This window comes from Arthrobacter sp. YD2 (assembly GCF_030410475.1).
GTDB classification, from domain to species: domain Bacteria; phylum Actinomycetota; class Actinomycetes; order Actinomycetales; family Micrococcaceae; genus Arthrobacter_B; species Arthrobacter_B zhangbolii.
The window spans coordinates 419,836-444,386 of sequence record NZ_JAUHHB010000001.1 but is presented as its reverse complement, the minus strand read 5'-3'; the positions used below and the strand labels follow the sequence as shown (position 1 = coordinate 444,386).

Annotated in this window: 27 protein-coding genes and 1 riboswitch; of the genes, 15 read left to right on the top strand and 12 right to left on the bottom strand. The window is 65.1% G+C overall.

What is annotated here, in order from left to right:
- The first annotated feature begins 118 nt into the window (after positions 1-118).
- Complete coding sequence (locus QWJ37_RS02225) at positions 119-1,036, top strand: nucleotidyl transferase AbiEii/AbiGii toxin family protein (RefSeq protein ID WP_290243778.1); 918 nt, start codon at positions 119-121, stop codon at positions 1,034-1,036.
- Positions 1,037-1,352: 316 nt separating this feature from the next.
- Here QWJ37_RS02225 and QWJ37_RS02220 read toward each other — a convergent pair whose 3' ends face one another.
- Entirely contained in the window at positions 1,353-1,751 is a 399-nt protein-coding gene (locus tag QWJ37_RS02220; RefSeq protein ID WP_290243776.1) for a hypothetical protein, read from the bottom strand.
- A gap of 228 nt (positions 1,752-1,979) precedes the next feature.
- Here QWJ37_RS02220 and QWJ37_RS02215 point away from each other — a divergent pair, with 228 nt between their 5' ends.
- Both QWJ37_RS02215 and QWJ37_RS02210 read left to right on the top strand, forming a co-directional pair.
- Positions 1,980-3,059 carry an alkene reductase gene (locus QWJ37_RS02215; RefSeq protein ID WP_290243774.1) on the top strand — a complete coding sequence of 360 codons (1,080 nt, stop codon included), beginning with the start codon at positions 1,980-1,982 and terminating at the stop codon, positions 3,057-3,059.
- 225 nt (positions 3,060-3,284) lie between these two features.
- The gene (locus QWJ37_RS02210; protein WP_290243772.1) at positions 3,285-4,199 is read left to right on the top strand and encodes a hypothetical protein; all 915 of its coding nucleotides are present in this window, start codon (positions 3,285-3,287) and stop codon (positions 4,197-4,199) included.
- A 179-nt stretch (positions 4,200-4,378) separates the two neighbouring features.
- Here the strand turns inward: QWJ37_RS02210 and QWJ37_RS02205 are convergent, their stop codons facing one another.
- Complete coding sequence (locus QWJ37_RS02205) at positions 4,379-5,572, bottom strand: hypothetical protein (protein ID WP_290243770.1); 1,194 nt, start codon at positions 5,570-5,572, stop codon at positions 4,379-4,381.
- 387 nt (positions 5,573-5,959) lie between these two features.
- Positions 5,960-6,943, bottom strand: coding sequence for a lantibiotic dehydratase C-terminal domain-containing protein (locus QWJ37_RS02200; protein ID WP_290243768.1), 984 nt, complete (start codon positions 6,941-6,943; stop codon positions 5,960-5,962).
- Positions 6,944-7,198: 255 nt separating this feature from the next.
- On the opposite strand from QWJ37_RS02200, the gene QWJ37_RS02195 reads away from it, so the two are divergent.
- The 3 genes from QWJ37_RS02195 to QWJ37_RS02185 all read left to right on the top strand — a co-directional run bounded on the left by QWJ37_RS02195 (position 7,199) and on the right by QWJ37_RS02185 (position 8,609).
- Positions 7,199-7,483 (top strand): hypothetical protein, encoded by a 285-nt coding sequence (locus tag QWJ37_RS02195; protein ID WP_227902905.1) that lies wholly within the window; start codon positions 7,199-7,201, stop codon positions 7,481-7,483.
- A 70-nt stretch (positions 7,484-7,553) separates the two neighbouring features.
- The gene (locus tag QWJ37_RS02190; protein WP_227902906.1) at positions 7,554-7,778 is read left to right on the top strand and encodes a hypothetical protein; all 225 of its coding nucleotides are present in this window, start codon (positions 7,554-7,556) and stop codon (positions 7,776-7,778) included.
- Positions 7,779-7,895: 117 nt separating this feature from the next.
- Entirely contained in the window at positions 7,896-8,609 is a 714-nt protein-coding gene (locus QWJ37_RS02185; protein ID WP_290243765.1) for an NADPH-dependent F420 reductase, read from the top strand.
- Between the two features lie 21 nt (positions 8,610-8,630).
- Here the strand turns inward: QWJ37_RS02185 and QWJ37_RS02180 are convergent, their stop codons facing one another.
- Positions 8,631-9,653 carry a zinc-dependent alcohol dehydrogenase family protein gene (locus QWJ37_RS02180; RefSeq protein ID WP_290243762.1) on the bottom strand — a complete coding sequence of 341 codons (1,023 nt, stop codon included), beginning with the start codon at positions 9,651-9,653 and terminating at the stop codon, positions 8,631-8,633.
- 270 nt (positions 9,654-9,923) lie between these two features.
- On the opposite strand from QWJ37_RS02180, the gene QWJ37_RS02175 reads away from it, so the two are divergent.
- Together QWJ37_RS02175 and QWJ37_RS02170 are read left to right on the top strand one after the other, a co-directional pair.
- Entirely contained in the window at positions 9,924-10,562 is a 639-nt protein-coding gene (locus QWJ37_RS02175; RefSeq protein WP_290243761.1) for a class I SAM-dependent methyltransferase, read from the top strand.
- A 104-nt stretch (positions 10,563-10,666) separates the two neighbouring features.
- Positions 10,667-11,383, top strand: a complete 717-nt coding sequence (locus QWJ37_RS02170; protein WP_290243759.1) for an NADPH-dependent F420 reductase — start codon at positions 10,667-10,669, stop codon at positions 11,381-11,383.
- Between the two features lie 85 nt (positions 11,384-11,468).
- Here the strand turns inward: QWJ37_RS02170 and QWJ37_RS02165 are convergent, their stop codons facing one another.
- Positions 11,469-12,458 carry a lantibiotic dehydratase C-terminal domain-containing protein gene (locus QWJ37_RS02165; protein ID WP_290243758.1) on the bottom strand — a complete coding sequence of 330 codons (990 nt, stop codon included), beginning with the start codon at positions 12,456-12,458 and terminating at the stop codon, positions 11,469-11,471.
- Between the two features lie 189 nt (positions 12,459-12,647).
- The gene (locus QWJ37_RS02160) at positions 12,648-13,433 is read right to left on the bottom strand and encodes a carboxymuconolactone decarboxylase family protein (protein ID WP_290243756.1); all 786 of its coding nucleotides are present in this window, start codon (positions 13,431-13,433) and stop codon (positions 12,648-12,650) included.
- 221 nt (positions 13,434-13,654) lie between these two features.
- Between QWJ37_RS02160 and QWJ37_RS02155 the strand changes: the two genes are divergently transcribed.
- Positions 13,655-14,509, top strand: a complete 855-nt coding sequence (locus QWJ37_RS02155) for an aldo/keto reductase (RefSeq protein ID WP_290243754.1) — start codon at positions 13,655-13,657, stop codon at positions 14,507-14,509.
- Positions 14,510-14,525: 16 nt separating this feature from the next.
- Here the strand turns inward: QWJ37_RS02155 and QWJ37_RS02150 are convergent, their stop codons facing one another.
- The 4 genes from QWJ37_RS02150 to QWJ37_RS02135 form a co-directional block, all read right to left on the bottom strand.
- Entirely contained in the window at positions 14,526-15,671 is a 1,146-nt protein-coding gene (locus QWJ37_RS02150) for a Vms1/Ankzf1 family peptidyl-tRNA hydrolase (RefSeq protein ID WP_290243751.1), read from the bottom strand.
- 98 nt (positions 15,672-15,769) lie between these two features.
- On the bottom strand, positions 15,770-16,111 hold the full coding sequence (locus QWJ37_RS02145; RefSeq protein WP_290243749.1) for a YciI family protein: 342 nt from the start codon (positions 16,109-16,111) through the stop codon (positions 15,770-15,772).
- A gap of 123 nt (positions 16,112-16,234) precedes the next feature.
- On the bottom strand, positions 16,235-16,444 hold the full coding sequence (locus tag QWJ37_RS02140) for a hypothetical protein (RefSeq protein ID WP_227902916.1): 210 nt from the start codon (positions 16,442-16,444) through the stop codon (positions 16,235-16,237).
- 112 nt (positions 16,445-16,556) lie between these two features.
- Positions 16,557-16,871 carry an SMR family transporter gene (locus QWJ37_RS02135; RefSeq protein WP_227928346.1) on the bottom strand — a complete coding sequence of 105 codons (315 nt, stop codon included), beginning with the start codon at positions 16,869-16,871 and terminating at the stop codon, positions 16,557-16,559.
- A gap of 10 nt (positions 16,872-16,881) precedes the next feature.
- A riboswitch (guanidine-III (ykkC-III) riboswitch) is annotated at positions 16,882-16,948 on the bottom strand.
- Between the two features lie 138 nt (positions 16,949-17,086).
- On the opposite strand from QWJ37_RS02135, the gene QWJ37_RS02130 reads away from it, so the two are divergent.
- Positions 17,087-17,767, top strand: coding sequence for a hypothetical protein (locus QWJ37_RS02130; protein WP_290243746.1), 681 nt, complete (start codon positions 17,087-17,089; stop codon positions 17,765-17,767).
- A 78-nt stretch (positions 17,768-17,845) separates the two neighbouring features.
- A complete protein-coding gene (locus QWJ37_RS02125; RefSeq protein WP_290243745.1) occupies positions 17,846-19,294 on the top strand; it encodes an LssY C-terminal domain-containing protein in 1,449 nt (482 codons plus the stop codon).
- A gap of 6 nt (positions 19,295-19,300) precedes the next feature.
- Here QWJ37_RS02125 and QWJ37_RS02120 read toward each other — a convergent pair whose 3' ends face one another.
- Entirely contained in the window at positions 19,301-20,218 is a 918-nt protein-coding gene (locus tag QWJ37_RS02120) for an AraC family transcriptional regulator (RefSeq protein WP_290243743.1), read from the bottom strand.
- 116 nt (positions 20,219-20,334) lie between these two features.
- Between QWJ37_RS02120 and QWJ37_RS02115 the strand changes: the two genes are divergently transcribed.
- Positions 20,335-21,072, top strand: a complete 738-nt coding sequence (locus QWJ37_RS02115; RefSeq protein ID WP_290243741.1) for an SDR family oxidoreductase — start codon at positions 20,335-20,337, stop codon at positions 21,070-21,072.
- Between the two features lie 86 nt (positions 21,073-21,158).
- Here the strand turns inward: QWJ37_RS02115 and QWJ37_RS02110 are convergent, their stop codons facing one another.
- Positions 21,159-21,671 (bottom strand): ASCH domain-containing protein, encoded by a 513-nt coding sequence (locus QWJ37_RS02110; protein WP_290243739.1) that lies wholly within the window; start codon positions 21,669-21,671, stop codon positions 21,159-21,161.
- Positions 21,672-21,901: 230 nt separating this feature from the next.
- On the opposite strand from QWJ37_RS02110, the gene QWJ37_RS02105 reads away from it, so the two are divergent.
- Genes QWJ37_RS02105 through QWJ37_RS02095 form a run of 3 tightly spaced genes read left to right on the top strand, consistent with a single transcriptional unit; the run spans position 21,902 to position 24,551 of the window.
- Positions 21,902-22,372: a hypothetical protein gene (locus tag QWJ37_RS02105; protein ID WP_290243738.1), complete on the top strand. Its 471-nt coding sequence runs from the start codon at positions 21,902-21,904 to the stop codon at positions 22,370-22,372.
- A complete protein-coding gene (locus QWJ37_RS02100; RefSeq protein ID WP_290243736.1) occupies positions 22,369-23,376 on the top strand; it encodes an MAB_1171c family putative transporter in 1,008 nt (335 codons plus the stop codon). Before QWJ37_RS02105 ends, QWJ37_RS02100 begins: the two co-directional genes overlap by 4 nt.
- On the top strand, positions 23,346-24,551 hold the full coding sequence (locus tag QWJ37_RS02095; RefSeq protein WP_290243734.1) for a hypothetical protein: 1,206 nt from the start codon (positions 23,346-23,348) through the stop codon (positions 24,549-24,551). The genes QWJ37_RS02100 and QWJ37_RS02095 overlap by 31 nt, the downstream gene beginning before the upstream one ends.

Below are 24,551 nucleotides of genomic sequence, written 5' to 3'. Positions count from 1 at the left end.
ACAGCGGAGTCATGGAGGCGATCAAAAACATGAGGGAATATGAAGGTCAGAGTGCCGGGAAGCTCACAAATACAAAGCAGCAGAACGCCAAAGAACAACGAGCACCGGAAGATGATAAGTGAAATCCCCAGATTCGTATCGGACGGCGCAGGGTTTCTGGCGCGCTGTTACCGAACACGCGAGAACCACCGCGAAGAGGGATGGGGGTACCGTTGCTGCCTTTACAAGTCGGTTCGTCCACGAAAGGTTTCTCGCCCGGATCTTTGCCGGACCAGGAGGATGGGTACTCAAAGGAGGAAACGCGGTTCTTGCCAGGGTTAGCGACGCTCGCACCACCCAGGACGTTGATCTACTTGGTCGACTTGAGGATTTGGGAACGGTCTATGACGAGCTAATTGCAGCGTCGAAGGTTGACCTGGGCGATCACTTCCGGTTTGAGCCGACCAAGAAGGTAAACGCAGGAAAAGGCGCAGATCAGCCCGACGTCGAAGGACTAAGGGTAACGTTCGATGCGTATTGCGGGAGCCAGAAAGTCCAATACGTAAAAGTCGATTTGGTAGTTGGGTCGATCATGACCACAGACCCGGAAGAGAGCCTCAGTCAGATACTCGAGATCGAAGGCCTAAAGCCTGCAAAAATACTGCTTTACCCCGTTGTCGATCATGTCGCTGATAAGCTCTGCGCCACCCAGGCCCGTTACGGTTACGCACACGAAAGGTCCAGCCGCGTACGTGATCTAGTTGATTTGGTTGTCTTCGCCCGCACGCAAAACATGCAGGGTTCAGATCTAATCAATGCCATAAGGTCAGAGTGGACTGTCCGAAAATTAGATAATACTCCCTCGTTTGATCCGCCCCTGGAGTGGCGGACTCAGTACTCGACGATTGCCCGAGGCGTTCGGGCGTGTGGCGAATTTACAACCTTCGAGTCCGCGGCTGAACTTGTCGCGAAGCTGCTAGATCCAGCTTGTAGCGGTGAGGCTGCGGGCCAACTTTGGGAATGCAGCGCGCTTCAGTGGGTAGGGCGGCCCGTGTAGCTACCTACTAGAGACATATGACACACAATCAGGAACGCCGATAACAGCGCATATGTCAGCTTTGCACCTCGATGATGCTCCTGCTGATCCATCCCAGGTGACGGGACTCTACCTGTTCTTCGCAGTCCTCTCGCAATACGGTGGGTTTCCCTTTGGGAAGACGTTTTGGGTCTCAGTTGCGGCCCTGCACGCTCGTAGCAATCAACTTCGGAGGCCCATTTACTGATCGTCTAGATGAGGGTGCTGTCTGTAGCCGGGCTAGACGGGAGCCCGGGCCGGGATGAGCTTTTATTTTCATGAGAGCTCTACCTGCTGGTCACGGAGCCTTGATGCCCTTCGCAGCCGCATCAACGCAGACTGGTGTGCTCGTGACATCATCGCCATAGCAGAAGACGCCTAGCACTGTTTCATCAATTGCATCCGGATGGGTGAACCCTAAAGCACCAGGATTCTGCTTTCCGGCGGCTAGCCACTCATCCGCTGATGTGCATGATTGCAGAGGTGCGACGTCTATCGAGTTCCACTGAGCGTCAGTAAAAGTCTTTCCCTCTGCTTCGGCTGCATACATAGCGTCAGATATTTGGCGAAGTTCTTCAAATGCCTGTGTACAAGCATGAGATACCACAGTGTCTGCGACATCACTTTCGCAACCAGTGACGACCAGAGTCGCGCAGAGTCCAAATAAAACTACGCACGATTTTGCATATTTCCCCATCCGGGCAGCCTACGACAGGGTTCATTCGGAATGAAAACAAGCAGTGGCTAGAGATGATCTAACTATGCGAAACGGCAGCTCTCTGCCGTTGGTGCCCCAGGCCTCCTGAGTGTGATGTGCAACGTCAGCGGAATATCTCCCCCATCCCTAGCGGTTGTTGGTGCATAGACAGATTCGCTGGTTGGGAGCATTCACCTCCCCTGCACACGCAACAGAAGGAACCACCACTTGAAACTCTTCACCCCCCTCGCCGTCGGCACCATGGAACTGCCCAACCGCCTCGTCATGGCACCGATGTCCCGCGTGCGCGCCGACCGCAGCGGCGTGCCCACCGACATCATGGTCGAGCACTACCGCCAGCGCGCCTCCATGGGCCTGATCGTCAGTGACGGCATCTACCCCTCCTTCACCGGCCAGGGCAACGCCCTGATGCCCGGCCTGGTCACAGAGGAGCACGTGGCCGGCTGGAAGCGCGTCACCGACGCCGTGCACGAGGCCGGCGGCCGGATCGTCGCCCAGCTGATGCACTCCGGACGCGTCGCGCACGAGAACATCAACGGCGGCCGCCAGCCGCAGGCCCCCAGCGCCATCGCCGTCGAGGGCATGGCCCACACCTACGACGGCAAGCAGCCCTTCCCGGTGCCGCACGCCCTCACCGAGGCCGAACTCCCCGGCGTCGTGCAGGACTTCGTCTCCGCCGCGCAGAACGCGATGAAGGCCGGGTTCGACGGCGTCGAGCTGCACGGTGCCAACGGCTACCTGCTGCAGGAATTCCTCTCCCCCGTCTCCAACACCCGCACGGATAACTACGGCGGCTCCCCGGAAAACCGCGCCCGGATGGTCATCGAGACCTTCCGCGCCGTCGCCGAGGCCGTCGGCGCCGAGCACACCGGCATCCGCATCTCCCCGGAGCACAACATCCAGGGCGTGCTGGAGACCGACCGCGCCGACGTGACCGCCACCTACACCGCCCTGGTGGACGGCATCGCCGATCTGAAGCCGGCCTACCTGTCCATCCTGCATGCCGACCCGGCTGACGAGATGGTTCAGGACCTGCGCCACCGCTTCGGCGGCCCGGTGCTGATGAACACCGGCTTTGGCACGGTCACCAGCCGAGAGGACGCGATCATGCTGCTCGAGGAGGACCTGGCCGACGCCGTCGTCGTCGGCCGCCCCGTGATCGCCAACCCGGACCTGGCCCGCCGCTGGCAGGAGGACCACCCGCTGAACGAGATCGACCAGGCCACCGTCTACACCGACGGCGCCGCCGGCTACACGGACTACCCGGTGCTCGAGCCGGTTTCCTAGTCCAACCGAACGACGACGGCAGGCCTTCCGCTGATGCGGGGCCTGCCGTCGTTTTCTGCGGGCAGCAGCACGTTACCCAGACCGATGTGCAGGTAAATACCCGGATGCCGAACTGCTTGGTGGGGTATGCCGGGCGCCCGGTCACCGGCTTAGAGACTGCATAACAGGAACTTCTATGCGGACATATACACTCGTTCCCGGGTCGCGTTGACTCAGGTTTCTAACATGGGGGAACAATTGAAGATTTCCGTACGGGTCGCTGCGTCAATGGCCGTTCTCGTAAGTTTGGCGGGATGCGCTGGAGGAGATGCGGTCCCCGCATCAAAATCGACGGCATCGGCGACAGCGTCAGCGTCGGCAACTCCATCTGACCTTCCGGATGCCCTTGCCCGCATCCCGGAGAAGCCGTTTGGCCTCGATCCGTCCCAAATCGCAGCCGATCCCGCCTCGCACGGCATCGAGTGGAACCTCCGGTCCGAGCAGGCTTCGGATGCCGCTGATGCCATCGACGCCTACTTGCAGTGGAAGTGGGTCGAAAACGAACGGAACGTTTTCCTCGGAGGTCCGGATAGCGACAAGATTCAATCCAGCCTTGAGGACGCGAAGCACTTCGCAGCCTCAAACATTCTCGAAAGCGACCTTCTAGCCCGTGGGCAGACAGCGCTTGACTTCGCAAAGAGCGTGGAGAGGGAGGGAACCGAGGCACCCTTCCCGGAAGGAGTGGATTCCCTGTGGTACCCCTTCCATTTGGGAATGGTGGCGGCCAAGAGCAGTGCGGATCCGGCTGCTGCCGGCCAACGCCAGGACCGACTGGAGGCTTGGCCCCAGCTGGACGGCCGGCCTGCCCTATGGATCACCGTTGGTGACGAGTCCAGTGCCACGCCGTATCGGCAGGGGGACAAGGTGGATCTCGTTCCGCGTATTGAGAAGGTGGATGACGTTTTTCCGTTTGCCAACCCCGCCGAGAACGTTAAGGTGATCGGAATATACTCCACCATCGACTATGAAATTCCCCTTGTGGACGGCCGGACGGCACTGCGTTCCTATAGCCATTACGCAGTGATGCTCCTGGACAACGGAAATTGGAAGGTCTTCCAAAGCACATTCGATGCAGGCGGCCCTGTCACCGAGAAACAATAGAGGCACCGAGTCGACCACCTCGTCAGGAGATTGGGCTCGACGATCCTGGCCGTTACACCGACGGCGCCGCCGGCTACACGGACTACCCGGTGCTGGAGCCCGTCGCTTCCTAATCTGAATTACTAACGACGACGGCAGGCCTTCCGCTGATGCGGGAGGCCTGCCGTCGTGTCACCGGGTCAGTTGGAGTCGACGGCTGGGGGCTGGTCCCCGCCGTCGCCCCTTCGCTGTTCGACGCCTGAGGCGCCGGAAACAGCGGAGGCGCCGGCAACACCGGATACGGGCGGAACCCGCCGCCAGGGACGCCGGTCGTAGATTGCCAGCAGCTGGGCACCCAGTCCAAGAAACACCATGGCCAGCCAGACGATGATGTTCAGCCACGGAATATGCAGCGCGACAATAAGAATCAGCCCTCCGACCAGCGCCTTCACCACCGGATGCTGGTTGCCGCGGAAAATGAGCCGGCCAATGAAATAGGCACCGAAAACAAAGGTGGCGAGCGTCAGCGTTATCCAGACCAACAGGACCGCCAGGGCCAGGGGCGCCCCGATGACCGTGGCCAGAAGGAGCACCACCACCAGCGGAACGGCGATTGATGCCACAAAACCGACCAGCAGCGCCAGCCATGGCCGGGGCAGGAGCCTGTCGGTCACCCGGTGCAGCAAACGGGGGAAGAGCCAGCCCGCGAGCACGGTGATAAGGCTCAGCGCAACCAGCGCATACAGCAGCCCGAGCAGCCAGCCAACGAACTTCTCCCCCGCCGTGGGCTCCTGCTCGGGCTCCGGGGCGATGCGCTCCACGTTGCCGCTGACCGCATCCGCGGCGATGTTTGCCTCCTGGTCGGAGTTGTACGTGAGGTTGCCCCCGACCGTGCCGTTGATGGTGAGGTTTCCGACGCCGACCTCGACGTCCCGGCCGATCGCACCGGAGATGGCGATGTCACCCGCGGCGCCCACCAGGTCGTCCCCGAATGACCCGGCATCAGTAATGGTGAGGGTTGCCGCGAAGATTGTTCCGCTGCGCGCAACCTCACCGCTGATGGTCACGTCCTGCCCGGCGAGCCGGACGTTTCCGTCGACGTTGCCGGTAATGGAAATCGTTTGGGCTGCCGCGATCACGTCCCCCGTGACATTTCCGCTGATGGTGACGCTCTGCCCGGAGACGTACACGTCACCGGACACGTCATCCTGGACGTCGATGTTCACTCCGCTGTAGAACTGCGGACCGGAGCCGTCATTCACCACGGCAAAGGGCGCGGACTGCGGGCTGGAACCCGGGGACACGGCGAATGCAGCCGACCCCGTCGCCAGGGCCAGAATGCAGACGGCTAGAAGTGCGGAGAAAGCCCGCCGGGCAAGAGAGGGAAGTCTCATAGGAATGCCTTTCCGGGGGTACGGTGTTCGCCTGTTCTTCCTCGTCAGAGGGCTGATGCAGCGGCATCCCGCGGCTGGGCAGCCGCTGCGTATCCGGCGCCGCACTCCTGCGGCCAATACCTTCAGTGTCCTGCAGATCTCCGCCGCACAATAGAGGCGACGGCAACTGGGCGGCACTGAGGATGATTACGGAGCCGGCAATACCTTCTCCGCCCTGCGTTGATCCATGGCTCGGTATTTTTCCGCCACGTCCCTGAGGGGAAGCCCGAGGTCAAAGACCTGGCCGCGTGCTACACGGACTACCCGGTGCTCGCTCCGGTTTCCCGGCTGAAACAAACGACGACGGCAGGCCTGCCGCGGAATGCGGGGGCCTGCCGTCGTCGTTTATTAGCGCTTTGACGGCTGCGACGAGCGGTCCTCTCCCAAGTACTGCGACTCGATGTCCTTGCTCCAGGCACGCGCGTAGAGCCCCAGGACCGCCTGGTCCCTGAGCGAGAAGCCCAGTCGGTTCAGGGACAGCTGGCTTGCCCGCGTGGCCAGCTGCTGCGCACTGCGGCTAATACGTTGCTTGTCTGCCCGGTATAAATACTCATCAACGGCCCGGGCCCAGCGCTTCCGCCAGATCTCCACCGCCGGCTCTGCGGCCAACGCGGCCATGATTCTGTGGACGGGAACAACCCGGGGTGCCATCTGAGCGATCATTGCGCTGCGCACCTGCGCGGAGTGCGGGCCCAGCGAACCGGTGCAGGCATGCAGATGGGCATTCCAGAAGTACTCCCAGCTGGTGGTTCTGCGGTCAGCCCAAACAGCGGAGCGGGGTCCTCGCATCATGGCATGAGCCGTATCGAAGAGAAGCAGGGCCGCCACCATCGAACGCATCTTCAGGCTGGGAAAGCGGTCGACCGCCCACAACGCCAGGTCCGATGAGACCTCGGAAATCTCAGCCAACAGTTCCAAGCCCTTGAATCCGCCAAAACGCGCAAGCGGCGCCTCCAACAGCTCGGGTACCGGTTCGCCCGAAGGTGGTGGATAAATAACGCCTGGCGAATGCGAGAGCTTGAGGGCACCCACCGTGCAAACATTTTCGTCAGCCAGCGCGTGCGCGAACTTCCACACGCGTTCGATCACGCGTTCCGGTGCATTCAAGTGCAGATGCACGGCATAGCGGTCGGATTCCAGGCTCCGGGAAAACCGAAAGCGGCCCCCTTCCCCGGCCCGCAGCTGGGAAGAAAGAGGAGCGATAATGTGGCGGACTATATCGTCGCCCACATCATCGCGGTCCGGCTCAATGGTCAGGATGGACCACAGGATTGCGTCGGAATGCTGCTCAGGACGGATAGCTACTCGTAGATAATCGGTGCTCGAGTCCATTATGCGACTCATTCATCCCCCTAAGCGTTGTCAGCTGTACGTACTACAGGCTGTGATATCGCCCTGCGAATATCCATACCTGCTGGCCAAAACCATCGATCGTTTGCCCCAGACCGTCCTTTTCCTCCGCACGCATGACCACTACGGAATGGTGCCACCGAGCCCACCGACCCCACCGGCCGCTACCTGCAGGAGCATCTGCGGGAAGGCAGCGGGCTCAGGGCGGGCCCGGACCACGGCTGGTAGATTCGGCCCATGGTTGGAGAAAACGCAGAACCGGCCTCTATCCGCCGCCAGCTGGAGGAAGTGAACCGCCGCCTCCGGGACCACCCGTTGAATTCCGAAGAGTTCACCCGGGCCCGGGCGCTGATGAAAGACACATCCGTCGAGGACCGCACAGCAGTCGCCGCTGCCCTGCGTGAGCAGGGACTGCCGGGCGTCGGCACGCAGATGAGGATGATGCTGTTTGGCCTGACCTCGCTGGCCCGGCTGAACCGCAAACGCCTGCACCTGGAAAACCTGCTCAGTCAGGCGGGTTAGCTCGCTGCACATCCGGGCTTCCTCACGTCTTCGATTCGACGAGGTATTGCCGTTGTGCTCGGGTAGGCCGATGGATACGTACGTAACAACAGGCATGTTCTGGTTCACCGTAGCCCTGATCAACGCCGGGCTGGCCGAGCAGAAGAACGGGTCCCGCTGGATCTGGTTCCTGCTCTCGCTCCTTCTGGGGCCCATTGCCACCGCAGTGATTGTCCTGCGGCCGGCACCGGAACCGGTTGAACCGTCCATGACGCACCGCGGCGGATGGAAGAACCCGGAACAGCTTCCCGCGTAGAACCGCGCGGCGGGTTCGGGCACCGGAGCTCCGGGAATTTCGGCCCACCCCTGCCGGTTTGCACTTCGTACGGCCGCAGGACAACAGGCGGCAGTACACCACACGGAGGGATGAACCATGACGACATTGGGAATCATTGGCAGCGGAAACATCGGATCGGCAGTGGCACGGCTGGCCGTTGCCGCGGACATGAAGGTAGTCATCGCGAACTCCCGCGGGCCGGAAACATTGCAGGACCTGGTCACCGAACTCGGACCGCTGGCCACCGCCGGAACGGTGGAAGACGCAGCCAGCGCCGGAGACGCCGTCGTGCTGTCCATCCCGCTGAAGGCTGTACCGGAACTGCCCGAAGGGCTGTTGGCCGGCAAGCTCGTCCTGGACACCAGCAACTACTACCCCTCCCGCGACGGGCGCATTGAGGAACTCGACTCCAGCGCCGTGACCACCAGTGAACTGGTGCAGCGGCTCACCGGCGCCCGCGAGGTGAAGGTATTCAACAACATCATGGCCGCGCACATCCCGGCGCTTGCCCGCCCCGCCGGTGCCGGAGACCGGTCCGCACTGCCCATCGCCGGCGACGACGCCGCGGCCAAGACGGAGGCCACGGACCTCATCAGCGCGTTGGGCTATGACACGTACGACGCCGGGACGCTGGCCGAGAGCTGGCGCTTCGAACCCGAAACCCCGGCCTACGGCCTGGTGTACTTCGAGGATCCGAACGTGCCGCAGGAAAAGATGGCGGAGGCAGCGCCCGGCACCACTCCGGCCGAGCAGATCAAGGCAGCGCTGGACACTGCGACCCGGGTGAACGTGGCCGAGCGGCAGATCTAAGGGCGAAGCACCCAACCGCCGCTACGGAGTCAGCAGCACCTTCACCGCCCGGCGCTCATCCATGGCCCGGTAGCCTTCCGCGGCGTCCTCGAGGGGAAGCGTGAGATCAAAGACCTGACCCGGATCGATGCTCCGGTTCCAGATCAGCTTGATCAATTCGGGCAGGAACCGGCGGACCGGCGCCGGGCCGCCAAGCATGTTGATTTCGGCGAAGAATAATTCCAGCCCCGGCAGGGCGACGTCGTGGGAGACACCCACGAACCCCATGTGCCCGCCGGGCCGGGTGGAACGGACCGCCTGCATCATCGATTCCTGTGTGCCCACGGCCTCCACCACCGAGTGCGCGCCGAGTCCGTTGGTCATGTCGTTGATGACCGCCACGCCGTCGTCGCCCCGTTCGGCGACAATGTCCGTGGCGCCGAACCGGCGGGCCAGTTCCTGCCGTTTCGGGTGTCTGCTCATGGCGATGATCCGCTCGGCGCCGAGTTGGCGTGCGGCCAGCACGGCAAGGAGCCCGACGGCGCCGTCGCCCACCACTGCCACGGTCTTGCCGGGACCGGCCTGTGACGCCACGGCACCGAACCAGCCGGTACCGAGCACATCGGAGGCGGCCATCAGCGAAGGCAGCAGGCCGGCGTCGGGCTGGCCGGGGGTAGCGACCAGGGTGCCGTCGGCTAACGGGATCCGCGCGAACTGCGCCTGGGTGCCGATCGCACCCATGGGATAGGCCTGCACGCAGCGGCTCTGGTAACCGGCACGGCAGATCTCGCAGGTGTTATCGGAGGCCCAGAAGGAACCGACCACAAAGTCCCCGGGTTTCAGCGTGCGGACGGCCGTCCCGATCTCCGTCACCGTGCCCACATACTCATGGCCCATCGGCGCAGCGGCCGACACCTCTTCGATGCCACGGTAAGGCCAGAGATCGGAACCGCAGATGCAGGTTGCGGCCAGTTGAATGACAGCGTCCGTCGGCTCCAGGATCCGCGGGTCCTCCCGGTCCTGGACCCGGATATCGCCGGGGGCATGAATGACAACTCCGCGCATGAGTGTGCTCCTTCGAAGGATCCAGTGCTGTCACTTTCCAGCAGAGCACCCGGCGTCTTCCCCGGGAAGTCCAAAACCTCGACGGCGAACAGCGGCGGGCCATTTCGCCTGCGCGCCCGCTGCGGGAGCATGGGCGGTGGGGGGAACCATCGTTTCGCCGGGCGAACCCGACGCGCGGATTCGCTTGGCGCTGTCCAGATCCGCGGCGGGTGTTCGGCATGGTGGCCCATCCAGCCCATGCCGCGCAGCCGTGGCCACTACGCTGGAACAATGACGCACAGCTTCGACAAGGACTACTGGGAGCAGCACTGGCACGAAGCCCCGGACACTGATCCGGACACGGGCCACGAGCCGCCCGCCAACCCCTACGTGGCACGCCTCGCGGCCGAACTTCCGGCGGGCACCGCACTGGACGCCGGCTGCGGCACGGGAGCCGAAGCCCTGGAACTGGCTGCCGCCGGCTGGGATGTGGTCGGCGCCGATGTTTCTGCGTCGGCCCTCGCCACGGCAGCCCGCCGGGCCGAAGCGCAGACCCTGCCCGGCAGCGTGACGTGGACGGAAGCTGACCTGACAGCTTGGGAGCCCAGCCGCCGCTTCGACCTGGTCACCACCAACTACGCCCACCCGGCGATGCCGCAGCTGGCGTTCTACTCCCGCGTCGCCGAGTGGGTGGCTCCGGGCGGGACGCTGCTGATTGTCGGGCACGCGCACGACGACGATGCCTCCACCGCGCACGGGCACCACCCGCCGGAGGAAGCGACGGTGACGGCCGAAGCCATCCGGGCACTCCTGGACCCGGCGGCATGGGACATCACCGTCGCTGAGGAACATCCGCGCTCCATGACCGCGCCGGACGGCACCCGGGTCACCCTGCGCGACGTCGTCGTCTCCGCCACGCGCCGCACCTAACCCGGCAGCCCGGACGGAATTTTCACAGCGCCGCGGATGCTGAACCCTGCAAGGAGCGGCGCCCCACCGGCGTTGCCGAATGAACACCACCGAAGGGGTTCGCAATGCCGACACTTGGAATCATTGGGAGCGGAAACATCGGCTCAGGCGTCGCGCGGCTGGCTGTTGCCGCCGGCATGAACGTGGTCATCGCCAACTCGCGCGGGCCCGAGTCCCTGCAGGACCTAGTCGCCGAACTTGGGCCGCTGGCCCAGGCAGGCACCGTGGAGGACGCAGCTAAACTCGGCGACGCCATCGTACTCTCCATTCCCCTGAAGGCGGTGCAAGAGCTGCCGGAAGGGCTGCTGGAGGGCAGGTTTGTCCTCGATACCAGCAACTACTACCCCTCCCGGGACGGTCGCATCGCGGAGCTCGACGCCGGGACGGTGACCACCAGCGAACTGGTCTCCGGCTGGCTGCCCGGCGTGCGCTACGTCAAGGCCTTCAACAACATCCTGGCCCACCACCTGCCGCAGCTGGCCCGCCCCTCCGGAGCCCCGGACCGCTCCGCACTCCCGATTGCCGGCGACGACGACCAGGCCAAGGCCGAAGCGCAGGCGATCATCGACGCGCTGGGGTATGACACCGTGGACGCCGGCCGGCTGTCCGAGAGCTGGAGGTTCGAGCCGGAATCGGCCGGGTACACGCGCATCTACCTCGCAGATCCGAACACCCCGGATGACCAGCTGCTGAGCTCGGTTCCCGGGCCGACGCCGGCCGACCGGGTTGAATCCTCCCTGGCCTCCGCCACCCGGGTGAACGTGGCAGACCGCGTCTTCTAAGCATCTGGGGTTTCCGCCGGGCCCGGTCCGGCGGGCCCCTGCCGGATGCCCGCCGCTTGCCGGTGCGGCGGGCGTCCGGGATGGGTCATCCCTCGCCTGAATAGTGCGCTTCGGCCTCCGTGCTCCAAGCGCGCGCATAGAGTCCCAGGGTTGCCTCTTCGCGGAGGGAAATGCCCAGCCGGTTGAGCATCAGCCCGCTCGCAGCCATGGTCAGCCGCTGCGCACTCCGGCTGACCCGCTGCTTGTCCGCCCGGTACAAATACAGATCGATGGCCTGCCCCCAGCGCTTGCGCCACAGATCCACCGCCGGCTCGGAGGCAAGGGCGGCCATCACCCGGTGCATGGGCATAATCCGCGGTGCCATCCGTGCCACCATTGCCCTGCGGACATGCTCTGCGGGCTGACCGGAGGCTCCTATGCAGGCCTGCAGATGGGCATTCCAGTAATAGTCCCAGCTGGTCGCCCTGCGGTCAGGCCAGACGGCGGACCGGCGGCCGCGCATCATGGCATGGGCGGCGTCGAAGAGCAGCAGGGCCCCCAGCGTGGAGCGCATGCTCGGTCCTGGAAAGCGGTTCACCGCCCACATGGCCAGATCCGCGGACAACTCCGAAACCTCCGCCACCAGTTTCAGGCCGTGTTCCCCGCCGAACCGGGCAAACGTGGCTTCCATGAGCTCAGGGACCGGTTCGCCCGGAAGCGGCGGGTAGACAATGTCGATCGGTGTGGAGAGCTTCACCGGTCCCAGCGCTGCAGCATTCCCGTCCGCCAGCGTCCGGGCAAACTTCCACGCACGTCCAACAACAACTTCGGCGGCGCGCAGATGCAGGTGTACCGCGGGATGATCCGGGGCCGGGTTCCGGGTGAACCCAAACCGGTACCCGCCCCAGGTGCGTGCCTGGGCACTGAGCGGGACGGCAACGCGGCGGATAACCGCATCACCCCAGTCCCTGTGCTCCGGTTCAGGTGCCGCCGATTCTATGGTCAGGATGGACCACAGGGTGCTCTCTGACAGCTGCCCCGCAGATCGGCCGGGCAGTTCTCTCCGTACGGCATGTGCTTGCGTTGTCTGGCTCATTTCATCCCCAAGATTGTTTGGCCTTTGGCTCCCCCGCAACAAACAGACCCCCTGAGCGGGAGTCTTTGCGCCGTGCCCGGTGAACCGAAACCGGGCTGCGATACTTGTTTCCTGCGCGGAAATAGCGATTATGGCTGGCAGAGCCGGAGGGCACACGGGTAGTCGGGGTGTGGCCGGGCAGTGCCGGCCTCAGAGCTCCTTGACGGCCCGGATGGCGGCGACAGTGCGCGGAAAACCGATGTACGGGAAACAGTGCACCAGCGCGGCGACCACCGTCTGCCGGGAATTGCCCACCTGCAGGCAGGCCCGGCCGTGCGGCCCCAGCTGCGCGGCCGTGTCGCCGAGCGTGGCCAGGGCACAGAGCACCAGCAGTTCCCGCTCCGCACGCGTCAGCCCGCCGCGGGTGTAGAAGTCCCCGAAACAGAACTCCGTCAGGAACCGGGGCAGGGCCTCGTTGAAGGGCTCGGGCAGATCGGCCAGGTTGTCCCTGATCTCATTGCCGTACAGGGGCAGCTGTTCGGCGAGTCCGCGCTGGTAGCGCCCGGCGTCGTCGTCCTCCACACCCTGGGCCGGCAGCGGAAGCGGAATCCCGCGGTCCCGGAACACGGCGTTGATGGTGGACAGCGCGTTGAGGGTGCGGGGAAAACCGATAAAGGGCGCCAGCTGGTACACGGCCTCGCGGATCTGCACCGGGGTGACGCCTACGTGCAGCGCCCCCGCCGTGTGGGCCGTCAGCTGCGGCAGGGTCTGCATGCAGGCAAGAACGGTCACCGTAATCAGTTCCCGGGTCCGGTCATCCAGGACGCCGGTACCGAAGACGTCGGCGAAAATGAAGCACCGCAGGATCTCCATCAGTTCGGGGTCATCCTCGTGCACGTCCCGGTCACGCGGCCCGAAGAGCCGGGCAAACGTCGCTTCTGCCTGCTCCCGGCGGGCCTCGGTGTCCTGCGGTGAACGGGGGTCCTCTGCCGTCATGGTGTGCTCCTTAGGCCCGGGCCGTCCTTCCCATGCAAGCACTCCGCCGCGGCGCCCGCCAGCAGCCGGGGAAAAACCTGCCGCCGGCCGGGTCCATCCGGCGTGCGCCGGAATTCGCTGGACGAGCCGCGTCCCGCCTCAATGCCCGTTCCCCTTCCCCGCAGACTGCGGGACCATGGCAGTCAAGAGCGTGTTCCGCCGATCGGCGAGGAGCCGGAACCATGATCCTGAACGAGACCTACATGCTGACCGACGGGCGGCCCATTCCGAAGCTGGGCCTGGGCACCTGGTTTATTGACGACGGCGCCGCAGCGCAGGCGGTCCGCGACGCGATCGGGATCGGTTACCGGAACATTGACACCGCCCAGGCCTACGGCAACGAGCGCGGGGTGGGTGAGGGCGTGCGCACCAGCGGGGTTCCCCGCGGTGAGCTGTTTGTCTCCAGCAAGCTGGCGGCAGAGATCAAGGACTACGACGACGCCGTGGCCGCCATTGACGGGTCCCTGGCCACGATGGGCCTGGAGTACCTGGACCTGATGCTGATCCACGCGCCCCAGCCCTGGAACGACTGGCGCGGCGGCACCTACGCGGAGGGAAACCGGGCGGCCTGGCGGGCGCTGGAGGAAGCGCAGCAGGCGGGCAAGCTCCGCTCCATCGGCGTCTCCAACTTCGAACAGTCCGATGTGGAGAACATCATCGAGGTCTGCACGGTGGCCCCGCAGGTGAACCAGGTGCTGTTCCACGTGGGCAACACCCCGGATGATCTTCTCTCCTACTGCACCGGGCAGGGCATCCTCATTGAGGCCTACTCCCCCATCGCCCACGGGGAGATCCTGGAGAACGCCGACGTCGCCGAGATGGCTGCGCGCTACTCGGTGACCGTCCCGCAGCTGTGCATCCGCTATGCCCTGCAGCTGGGGACGGTCCCGCTGCCCAAAACGGCGAATCCGGACCATATGCGCGAGAACGCACAGGTGGACTTCACCATCTCCGACGAGGACATCAACACGCTGTGGCGGCTGCGCATCAGCGACTACGGACAGTCCAGCCGGTTCCCGGTGTTCAGCGGCAAATAGCCGCCACTGACCGCCGCTACGTTGAGAGGCCGCCGGGAGCTTCGGGGCCGGTGGGCCAGCGCAGCAGCGCGGCGACGCCGGCACCGCCGGGCAGCACGCCGTCGGGCACCAGAAGCAGGCTGGCGTCCGTCAGTGACGCCGCCCGCAGCATTGCGGACGGCGCGGACACGTATCCCAGAACTTCCGCGCCGAGGGCGTGCTCCTCCGCAGTGGCAAGCCAGGGCTCGGCGCCCAGGGCCAGCATCTGCCGGTCGGCGAGCGCACTGTCGTTGAGGATCAGCACGTCCACCTGCGCCTGCTGCAGTGCAGTGACCACTGCTCCCACGCCCATGGCCGATTCGGGGTTCGCCTGCCCTTCCTGCAGGGCAAGCCGGTCCATGATCTGATCCTGTTCGGCCGCCCACTGCAGGGCAACGCGCTCCAGGACCCGGTCCTGGAAAACCTGCTGGTGGGAGTCTTCGGGGCGAGGCTCGGAATCGATCATGCTGACCAGCGGCTTGTGCGCCTCCGCCAGCTGCTCCTGCACCAGCCCCCGGGCGCGGACATCCCCGGCAAGCACAATCAGCCGGGCGCCGCTGCTGTCCACCACCCGGTCGATCTGTTCGGCCATATCCTCCGCGTTGCGGCGCCATACTTCCTCCGTGCGGCGCTGCATCTTGTCCTGCCCCCAGATGCCGACGGACACTTTGTGGATGTCCTCGGTGGAACCTTCGACATCCTCCACGGACGGAGGGCCGGGCCGGCCGACATATTCCAGCCGGATCTCCCCGCCCTCGCGTGATACGTCGGCAACAATGTACGGGAATTCTTCCGGACGGTGCTTGAGCAGCGGCAGCAGATCCGGCACCAGGTCAACGGAAACCTGCTGCGGGGACACCATTGGACCGGGGAGCAGCTCGTTCAGTTCCACCCCGCCCTGCCGGACCAGGACAAAACGCGAGATCGGGGCGGGCAGCCCGTAGGCAGGATCCACTGCGGTTTCCATCGCCTGCTGGTCCTCCGGTGGTGCCCCCTGCGCGGCCAGCGCTGCGAGGACATCCCCGGGACGGACCTCGGCGGCCTCTTTGGCGTCCACCGTGCCGGCACCGGCGTCAACATAGGCGGCGCACCACGGCCCTTGTCCCCGATACAGATCCGCAAATTTGTGGAGCTTCTCCGTCATGTCGATCTCCTTCGCACAAGGGCTGCTGCGGTGAATCAGTTTCCTCCAGCTAACACCGGTTCCGCCGGTAGTTAAAGGGTTGGGCGGACCGTGGGGCGTCAGGCGGCAGGATCGTAGGCGAAGGCCCGCACTTCCTGCGCGCACCGGCAGGCAGCGGCGAACTTCGCAGCCCATTCCAGTGCCGCCTCGCGGGTGGGTACTTCCAGCACCGTGTAGCCGCCCTCGATCTGCCGGGTCTGCGGATAGGTGCCGTCAAGGACGGTCCCTTCGCCGTCGACCATCACAGGCGGGACACTCTCATCGATGCCGCCGCCGAACACCCAGACGCCGGCGTCCTTGGCTTCCTGCGTCACGGCGTGGGCGGCGTCCGCCACGGACTGCATTTCCTGCTGCGGGACAATCATGGCGCTGCTGGGAAAGGAGATCAGGTACTTGGTCATGGCGGCGGACCCTTCTCGGATAGCTGGCAGGTGCCGTCCATTCTTGCGGACAACAGCACACCCGGCGAGGGGTGCGGGGCGGAAACCCGTACAGAAAACCCGGCGGACACCGGACCCGCAGACCTAGACCGCCGCTGTCTCCGAGGCAGACCGGGCCTCATCCCCGGCGCGGGAGCGGCGATACAGGACCATGTGAATGACATTCAGCACCGCAACTGCCACCAGGATGCCGAAAGCCACCCAGTTTTCCACGATCGCGTTCATCACGCAGGCAATCAACACCAGGACCAGTGTCATGATCTGCAGGGAAAGGATGGATTTCGAAGCGGACATTGCTCCTCTTTCGGCGGTCGGTCTGGGGTTCTCAGCTAAGAATCTACCTGCCGGACGTACCCCGGCCCTTTACCCGACTCCGTGCGCGTCCTTTGAGATCACGCCAAACCGGCTAGTGCAGCGACTTCAACCCGATCACGCCGCCCACAATCATGGCCAGGAACAGGATTTTCAGCAGGGACACCGACTCCGCGCCCGTAGCCATGGCGTAAACGACGGTCAGGGTGGCGCCGATCCCCACCCACACGGCATACGAGGTGCCCAGCGGCAGTTCCCGCATGGCGAAGGCCAGCCCGGCCATGCTGGCCACCAGCGCGGTAACGAAAATAGCCGACGGCCAGAAACGGCTGAAGCCCTGCGACTTATCCAGCGCGGTGGCCCATACTGCTTCCAGGACGCCGGACAGCACCAACACAACCCATGACATAAAAATCTCCCACGGGCCGTCTTGTCGCACACCGGGTACGGCACCCCTCGTCCGGGAGACCGTGGAGCGGCCTCCCTTCCACGGTCGCACGCCCGGTTGCCGGGGGCAACTCGGGGCGGAACCGGGTTGCGGTGGAGGTTCCGGACCGGCCGCCAACAAAACGGTGCTTGTCATCCAACGGTTGACAAATCACCGATCCACAGTAGGTTGGGGGCATGGATTCCCCGGACAGCGAGCCCCTGGCGCAGCTTAAGCGGCTGGTGGATCAGGCACGCGGGCTCGCCGCCGGCGCGGACAAGAACGACGACGGCGCCCCGGACGCAACAGCCGCCGTCGCCGTCGCCGTCGGCATTGAACGGGCCGCCGAGGCGCACCTGCGCTCCTCCGTCGCGGCAGCCCGCGCGGCCGGAGTGTCCTGGCAGCTCATTGGCGAGGCGCTGGGGATCTCCCGGCAGGCCGCGTTCAAACGGTTCGGATCGGCAGCAGCACTTGAAACAGGAGGAGAACTTATGGCCCAGCCCGTGGTAAATCTCGAGGAACGCACCGAAGAGGTGTTCCGGATGCTCAGCAAGGGCGACTACGCCGGGGTCAAGGCGCTGATGACCTTCACCTGTTCGCGCACGCTCACCAAGAAAAAGGTGATGCAGGTCTGGGATGGCGTGGTGCAGCAGACCGGTGCCCTGGAGTCGCTGTCGGACACCGTCATCCAGACCGCAGACGGCCGCAACATTGTGCTGCAGCAGATCAACCAGCTGCTGGGCGGCGGCCTGGTGGGGCAGACGCAGCTGAACCACGAGGCCGGGGAATGGATTGGCCGGGTGGCCTACAACGGTTCCGGAAAAATCACCGGACTGCTCATCGTCCATCCCATGAGCGCCTCCAACCTTCCCTTCTGACAACGCCGCGTCGGCGCGGACCCTCGAACCCGCGGCAATGCATTGACGCCGGCCGGAGCCGCGGGTCAGCGTGGAGGCATGACGCAGTCGGGCAATCGGGATGCAGGCGGCGGCGGGCACGGCCCCGGCGCCGGGAATCCCCGCCCGGATGCGTCCCCGACAGCCGCCGCTTCCACGGCGGGCGAAACCGGCACCACCGACCCGGGTCCGGGGCCGCAGCCGGCCTCCACCGCCCTGGACTGGGCCTTCTTCGCGTTCAGCGGTCTCGCGTCCATCTGGTTCGCCATCCTGTTGTTCCAGAGCTCCCTGGAAATAGGACATATCGGCTTCCTGGTGGTCTTCTGGGCCGCACTGGCTTATCTGGTGCTGCCACGGCTGGACCGGATCCTGACCAAGATCTTTATCCCGGATTACTTCATGGGACGGACCCGCACCAATGCCGGACTGTTCGGCGACGCCGTCAACCTCGCCTTCCTGGGCAACGAGGAGCAGCTGCGCGGGGCGCTCGGCCGGGCCGGCTGGCATCTCGCGGACCCGGTGACTCTGGCCAGCAGCTGGGGAATCGTCAGCTCCACCCTGCTGCACCGCAGCTATCCGAATGCCCCGGTCAGTCCGCTGCTGCTCTTTGGCCGGGAACAGGACTTTGCCTACGAGCAGGAGGTGGACGGCAACCCGCGCCAACGCCACCATGTGCGGTTCTGGCGCTGCCCGGAAGGCTGGATGCTGCCCGGCGGCATCGCCTCGGACTGGCTGGCGGCCGCCTCCTTTGACCGCGCCGTCGGGCTGTCCCTGTTTACACTGCAGGTCACCCACCGGGTCGGAGAGAACATCGACGCCGAACGGGACTACCTCGTCGCGTCGCTGCAGCAGGTTTCGCCGGATGTCTCCGTCGACGTCATTAAGAATTTTTCCACCGGGTACCACTCGCGCAACGGCGGCGGGGACGCGATTGCCACTGATGGAGACCTGCCCGTGGTTGACGTGGGGCGCCTGCCGGAGCGGCCCGGCGAGCAGGAGGAACTGGCAGCGATCAACCGGACCGGCATCGGAACGCTGTCCCGGCTCCCGCTCCGCCGGCCGGCGCCGGTGGTCTTCGGCGCCGTGCTGGTGTTCCTGCGCGGGGTAGCCGCCCTGACGGTGGCCTCTCCCTTCCTTGCCCGCTTTGCCAATGGGCCGTGGGTCACCCAGGTGCTGGGCGAGGAGAGCCAGGGGCTGGCGGACATGGGCAGCACCTACGCCCCGGCCAGTGCCTCGCTAACCGTCTTCGCCTGCGTGGAAGCGGTGCTGGCACTGTTGATCCTGCGCGGCAACAACATTGCCCGGGTCACCGCCATGTCCCTCAGCGCGGCGGCGATTATCCTGCAAATGATTGCGGTGGCCACCGGCCCGGCCGTTCCGCTGGCCGCCAACCTGTTCGGCTATTCCTTCGACATCCTGCTGATCCTGGCGCTGTCCAGCAGCCGTGCCAGAATATACGCGCGCATGCACAGCCGCCGCCGTCACCGGGTGCGCGGCGCCGGGAGGTAAAGGACCTCATTCGCTGACGCGCACGCGGCTCCGGTACTGCAGGGGCGACTCGCCCACGCTGCGCTTGAATGCCGTGCTGAAGGCACTTTCCGAGGAGTAGCCCAGCTTCAGCGCGAGCGCACGGATGCGGGTATCCCCGCCCCGCAGTTCCCGCTGCGCCACCAGCATCCGCCAGTTGTTCAGGTAGGTGCGCGGAGGTGTGCCTGCCACCTCACGGAAATGCTCCGCAAAAGCGGTGCGGGACATGGCGGACGCGCGTGCCAGGTCCTGGAGGCTCCAGGGCCGGGACGGCGAGGCATGGATCATGGCCAGGGCCGGCCGGAGCCGCTCGTCTGCCAGCAGTTTCAGCCACCCCTGCGGCAGATCCGCATCAGCGACAAAGGCCCGGAGGACATCCAACAGCAGCAGCTGCCCGTACTGGCGCACCGCAAACTCCCAGCCCATCCGCTGCCCGGAGAGTTCCTCGAACAACTGTTGAATCAGGATGTGCAGAAGCGGTGCGGATACTGTGCCGGAACGGATGTGCGCCACGGGCGGCAGGGCCTGCAGCAGCAGTTCCCTGCCCGCGGCATTCACGGTCACCCGGCCGCCGATGATGATGTCCCGGGCACTGCCGTCTCCGCTACGGACAAAACTGCCGCTGGCGGGAGGCTCCAGCCGGACGGGCGGGCCGTCACCGCTGCCGCCCTCCAACAGCAGCTCGGTGCGGCCGTTAAGGACGACGACGTCGCCGGCTTCCAGCAGCAGCGGGGTCTTCAGCCCGTCCGTGCTTAGCCGCATGCTGCCCTGGACCAGGGCGAAGAACTTCAGGTCTTCATCAATCCGGGAGCGGGATTCCCAGCGTCCGTTCACTGCCATGCCGCCGGAGATCATGCTCCGGACGCTGATGAATTCCAGGACTTCGGACAGCCGGTCACTTTCCATGGTTGTACTCTAGGGCAAAAAATCAGGAGTCTACATTATTCCCCGTACGGAATCGTGCGGGCAGAGTGGACTTACGCTTCCCGCAGCGGGAAGGACCGAACTTTCCAGGAGTCCCCATGAATGACAGCATGATTGCCCTCGTGACCGGTGCCAACAAGGGCATTGGACGTCAGATAGCCGGCCAGCTGGCCGCCCTGGGCCACACGGTGGTGGTGGCCGCACGGAACGCCGATGCCGGTGAGCGGGCTGCCGCGGAAGTGCGGGCGGAGGGCGGCAACGCCGTCGCCGTCGTCCTGGATGTCACGAACCGCGCCTCGGTGGAAGCCGCAGCGGATGCCGTCAAGACCCGCTTCGGCCGGCTGGACGCCCTGGTGAACAATGCCGGTATTGTGGCGACGCCGGGTGTCAGCTTCGCTGCCCAGCAGCCGGGCTCGGCCGAGGTGGAGGAAATCCGCGCGGTATTCGAGACCAACTTCTTTGGCGTCATTTCCGTGACCGCTGCTTTCCTGCCGCTGCTGCGTCTCTCCGATGCCCCGCGCATTGTCAACGTTTCCAGCGTGGCCGGCTCCCTGGCCGCAGTGTCCGATCCGGCCAACACGAACCCGCTTGCCGCCGGCTACGCACCCTCCAAGACCGCGCTGACCTCCCTGACCCTGCAGTATGCGAAGGGCCTGGCGCCGGAGGGGATCCTGGTCAATGCGGTCTGTCCCGGCTTCGTGGCCACGGATCTGAACGGCTTCCGCGGCGCCCGCACCCCGGAGCAGGGTGCCCGGGCCGCCGTGCGCATGGCGACCATACCCGGCGACGGTCCCACCGGGACTTTCAGCGACGAAGACGGTCCGCTGCCCTGGTAGCCGGACCGGCAGCGGCTCAGTAGGTGGCGGACCGGTGCAGCGGGCTGACCGGTCAAGACCGGGACCCGCCCGGCTCCGGGCATTCGCTAAGAGCTGCCCAAATTAGCTTCAGCGGGCCAGACCACCTCGAAACGCTCGAACACCAGCTCGTCGGACTCGGACCAGCTGCCGCCCCGCGCCGCAGCGGTGCGCTGCCAGAACCTGCGATGTTCACGCCGCCAGGAGTCCAGGCTGAGATCATCCTCGCCCTCATCGCGGGCAAACGCCTCATCGGCGTCGTTAAAAGTGCCAAGCCGCAGCTCCGTGGTCCGCAGGATCACGTGAGGTTCCCCGGCGCCGTCGCACACAATCCAGTGCACGCCGATCCGCGGCAACGGTTCACCCTCAGCGGCGTATCCGGCGACGTCGGAGGAGGTGGCACGCTTGCGGCCGTCAAGAACCAGAGACAGGAGTTCATCGGCCAGCGCGGGTGAATCTCCGAACGCTTCAACGGTGTATTCCCCGGCTGCCGCTGCCCGGCCGGGGTGCGCCTCGGCGTAGGCGTCCCAAAGGCGGGCGGCGGCCTCGAAATCCAGCGGGATGGGAGAGGGTGTGTCCATACCGGTAAGTCTGACATTCCGGCCTGAGCCCAAAGAAACGCCCCGGCAGATAAAGTGCGCTATTTTCAGCAGTGCGGAATGAGGATGCCGGTCCGCAATATCGTGGCTGCGATTACTCGCAAGTCCCCCAACTTCGCGACGACGGGCTGCGGACCGGCACCTCCACCGTACATGATCGGAACATGTTCCGAAATAGAATGGCTGTTCGCCTGGAATTGAGGATCCCCGCTTTGAATAAGCAGCTGCAGGAAACGGCATTGGATGCGTTCAAACGCCTCCGGCTGCCTGCGCGCGTCACTCTCGATTCCCTGATTGAACACCTGCAGGTTCTCCGGGGCCGCCGAATCGTGATTATCGAAAGTGCGCATCTCACGGGCAGCAAAATCTGCGGACTGTGGATTCCCCGCGAGCAGGTGGACGTTGTTTACCACGCAGCTGCCAAAGGCTTGCTCCACCGCCGGCAAATGATTCTTCATGAAGTGGCACACATGATTCTCCGGCATGATGAAGCGGAAGATGCCACCTGGCAGGGCGTCAGTGTTTTCCGAGAACTCTCCGGCGAAGTGGTGGCCAAAGCCCTGGCCCGGGGCGATTTCCGGTCCGATCTGGAAGCCACCGCAGAGTATCTTGCCGACCTGCTGGCCGCCGCCATTCGGGAATCCAGCCAGGAAATCTACAGCTATGAGGCCTACTTCGAATGAGCACTATTGTTGTTGCCGTCTTTATGTGGCTGCTTGTCCTGACCCTGCTGCTGCGCGCCCGTTCCCGCCCGGATAACACCATGGTCAAAGCCGCGGTGGTCATTGCCGCTTCGCTGACCACCAACATCAACGGCGTTTACCTGTGGGCGTCTGACGGCCTGCCCTGGCCCAATGCCCTGGACCTGGTGTCCAACATCCTGCTGATTATCGGCGTCTACTATTTGTCCCGCGCCATTGTCCGCGGCGCCGGGGCAGGGGACGGCTCGGTTGACCGGGCTCAGCGCTGGAGTGCCGTCGCTGCCGCCGGAACCGTCCTCGTGATGGTGGTGGCGTTTTGCCTCATCGACGATCCGCGCGCCTCCACCACGTTCATGCTGGACTTCGGTGACCAGCCGGCCGCCGGTATTTATTCGGGGGTCCAATACCTCTACATCTTCGCCGTGATGGCGCGAACCCTGTCCACCTGTATCCGCAATGTGCCGCAGATGCGGCGCAGGCGCTTCCGGGTAGGATTCCGGCTGATCGGTGCCGGCTGCGGGGTGGGCCTGGTGCTGTGCACATCGGTGATCGTGATGGACATTGCCCATGTTGCCGGAGCCGAGAGCCTCATGCGGGCCGTCGGCACCGTGTATGACATCTCCTACGCCCTCACCGTGGTGCTGCTGGCTACCGGGCTGGCCGTTCCGCCGCTGGGCCGGGTGCTGAATGACATCAACGTCCGCCGGGAGGTCCGCGAGCTGGAACCGCAGGTGAAGGCCATCTGGCTTTCAACCGTCGCCCTGGCCCCGGCCGTCAGCCTGCTCGGAACCACGGCCCGCTCCCTCGAATCGGACCGGGAACACACCACCCGGGACGCCACCGATGCCATCCACCGGCGGGTGATTGAAATCCATGACTGGCTCAACGTCAGCGGCAGCACCGCTCCGGAGCTCTCCGCAGAGCACCAATCCGTGCTGGAACGCGCCGAAGCGCTGTGCCTGAAGCAGGGACGGTCCGTCCGGTGAACCGGCCCGGCACCGTGCTCCTGGTCTCCGCCGCCGTCACTGCCGCCGTCGCCGCTGTCCTGCCCCTGCTGGCCGGGCCGCTGGTGCGCGCCAGGGTGACCGACGCCGGTCCGAGCCGGCGGTTGGTCCCGGTCCGGGGCCACGGGGTGCAGGATTCCCAGACGTACCTGGAGTTTGATCCTGACGGTTTCGCCGCCCATCCCGGCCGGCTGAGCCTGCGCGCCGCGTCCGGCGGCGGGCTCACCGTCCTGGGTCCGCCGCGCTGGGAAGCCACACCCCGGGGACCCGCACTGCGCAGGACCGTGGAGCGGGGAGATCCCTCCCGCGTCCTTCGCGACGGCAAGGGACAGCTCAGCGGTCACCTGGGCCAGACCCCGGAGGATTTCGGTTTTACGTATGAGGACCACCGGATTGGCGGGCTGCCGGCCTGGGTCATCCCGGCGGAGGGGCCCGGTGACGTCTGGGTTATCCATGTGCACGGACTGGGGAGTTCCCGGAGCCAGTGCCTGCGCGGGGTGGCAGCGTTTTCCCGCCTCGGCTTCACCTCGCTGCTGCCCTCCTACCGGACCTCGCTGGACCTCCCCGGGCGGCAGCACCGCAGTGATCTGGGCGTCAGCGAGTGGGCCGAAATTGACGCGGCGAGGCGCTATGCCCTCTCCCGCGGCGCCCGCAAAGTCCTTTTTGTCGGCTGGTCCCTGGGCGCCTCCATTGTCCTGCGCACCCTGCAGCAGGCGCCGGACCCCAGCACTGCCGGAGCACTGCTGGTCTCACCCGCGCTGGACTGGCCGGCCATCATCAGTGCACAGCTGCAGAAGGCCGGGTGCCCGGCCTTTGCCGCCCGCCGGGTGCCCTCCACCTTCAATCTCCTTCGCCGCAAGGGTGAACCGGTGGTGCGCTGGAAGGAAATGCCGGGTTGTTTCATGCAAAACTATTCACCTGTCCCGACTATGATTTTTCATGGTTCGGGTGACCAATCAGTACCCGTCGAGCTTTCCCGGCAATTCGCCTCGAGGCAGCAGGATCCTGTCCCGCTTGTCGAGTTTGCCGGCGCTCATCACACGCTGGAGTGGAATTCCGCCCCGGCACTCTGGGACCAGACAGTGACAGCCTGGTGCCGCTCCCTCGGATTGGACGCTGGAAAAGGGTCGATCCAAGAATTTTCGGAGGCGAAGTAG

What these genes read in the sequence shown, in the direction of transcription:
- QWJ37_RS02100 (WP_290243736.1), top strand. Translation starts at nt 22,369, where the DNA reads ATGAGCACTATTGTTGTTGCCGTCTTTATGTGGCTGCTTGTCCTGACC.
- QWJ37_RS02150 (WP_290243751.1), bottom strand. Translation starts at nt 15,671, where the DNA reads ATGACGGAGAAGCTCCACAAATTTGCGGATCTGTATCGGGGACAAGGG.
- QWJ37_RS02125 (WP_290243745.1), top strand. Translation starts at nt 17,846, where the DNA reads ATGACGCAGTCGGGCAATCGGGATGCAGGCGGCGGCGGGCACGGCCCC.
- QWJ37_RS02160 (WP_290243756.1), bottom strand. Translation starts at nt 13,433, where the DNA reads ATGACGGCAGAGGACCCCCGTTCACCGCAGGACACCGAGGCCCGCCGG.
- QWJ37_RS02200 (WP_290243768.1), bottom strand. Translation starts at nt 6,943, where the DNA reads ATGGACTCGAGCACCGATTATCTACGAGTAGCTATCCGTCCTGAGCAG.
- QWJ37_RS02130 (WP_290243746.1), top strand. Translation starts at nt 17,087, where the DNA reads ATGGATTCCCCGGACAGCGAGCCCCTGGCGCAGCTTAAGCGGCTGGTG.
- QWJ37_RS02185 (WP_290243765.1), top strand. Translation starts at nt 7,896, where the DNA reads ATGACGACATTGGGAATCATTGGCAGCGGAAACATCGGATCGGCAGTG.
- QWJ37_RS02220 (WP_290243776.1), bottom strand. Translation starts at nt 1,751, where the DNA reads ATGGGGAAATATGCAAAATCGTGCGTAGTTTTATTTGGACTCTGCGCG.
- QWJ37_RS02205 (WP_290243770.1), bottom strand. Translation starts at nt 5,572, where the DNA reads ATGAGACTTCCCTCTCTTGCCCGGCGGGCTTTCTCCGCACTTCTAGCC.
- QWJ37_RS02145 (WP_290243749.1), bottom strand. Translation starts at nt 16,111, where the DNA reads ATGACCAAGTACCTGATCTCCTTTCCCAGCAGCGCCATGATTGTCCCG.
- QWJ37_RS02120 (WP_290243743.1), bottom strand. Translation starts at nt 20,218, where the DNA reads ATGGAAAGTGACCGGCTGTCCGAAGTCCTGGAATTCATCAGCGTCCGG.
- QWJ37_RS02115 (WP_290243741.1), top strand. Translation starts at nt 20,335, where the DNA reads ATGAATGACAGCATGATTGCCCTCGTGACCGGTGCCAACAAGGGCATT.
- QWJ37_RS02110 (WP_290243739.1), bottom strand. Translation starts at nt 21,671, where the DNA reads ATGGACACACCCTCTCCCATCCCGCTGGATTTCGAGGCCGCCGCCCGC.
- QWJ37_RS02170 (WP_290243759.1), top strand. Translation starts at nt 10,667, where the DNA reads ATGCCGACACTTGGAATCATTGGGAGCGGAAACATCGGCTCAGGCGTC.
- QWJ37_RS02195 (WP_227902905.1), top strand. Translation starts at nt 7,199, where the DNA reads ATGGTTGGAGAAAACGCAGAACCGGCCTCTATCCGCCGCCAGCTGGAG.
- QWJ37_RS02175 (WP_290243761.1), top strand. Translation starts at nt 9,924, where the DNA reads ATGACGCACAGCTTCGACAAGGACTACTGGGAGCAGCACTGGCACGAA.
- QWJ37_RS02140 (WP_227902916.1), bottom strand. Translation starts at nt 16,444, where the DNA reads ATGTCCGCTTCGAAATCCATCCTTTCCCTGCAGATCATGACACTGGTC.
- QWJ37_RS02180 (WP_290243762.1), bottom strand. Translation starts at nt 9,653, where the DNA reads ATGCGCGGAGTTGTCATTCATGCCCCCGGCGATATCCGGGTCCAGGAC.
- QWJ37_RS02210 (WP_290243772.1), top strand. Translation starts at nt 3,285, where the DNA reads ATGGGGGAACAATTGAAGATTTCCGTACGGGTCGCTGCGTCAATGGCC.
- QWJ37_RS02155 (WP_290243754.1), top strand. Translation starts at nt 13,655, where the DNA reads ATGATCCTGAACGAGACCTACATGCTGACCGACGGGCGGCCCATTCCG.
- QWJ37_RS02135 (WP_227928346.1), bottom strand. Translation starts at nt 16,871, where the DNA reads ATGTCATGGGTTGTGTTGGTGCTGTCCGGCGTCCTGGAAGCAGTATGG.
- QWJ37_RS02165 (WP_290243758.1), bottom strand. Translation starts at nt 12,458, where the DNA reads ATGAGCCAGACAACGCAAGCACATGCCGTACGGAGAGAACTGCCCGGC.
- QWJ37_RS02190 (WP_227902906.1), top strand. Translation starts at nt 7,554, where the DNA reads ATGGATACGTACGTAACAACAGGCATGTTCTGGTTCACCGTAGCCCTG.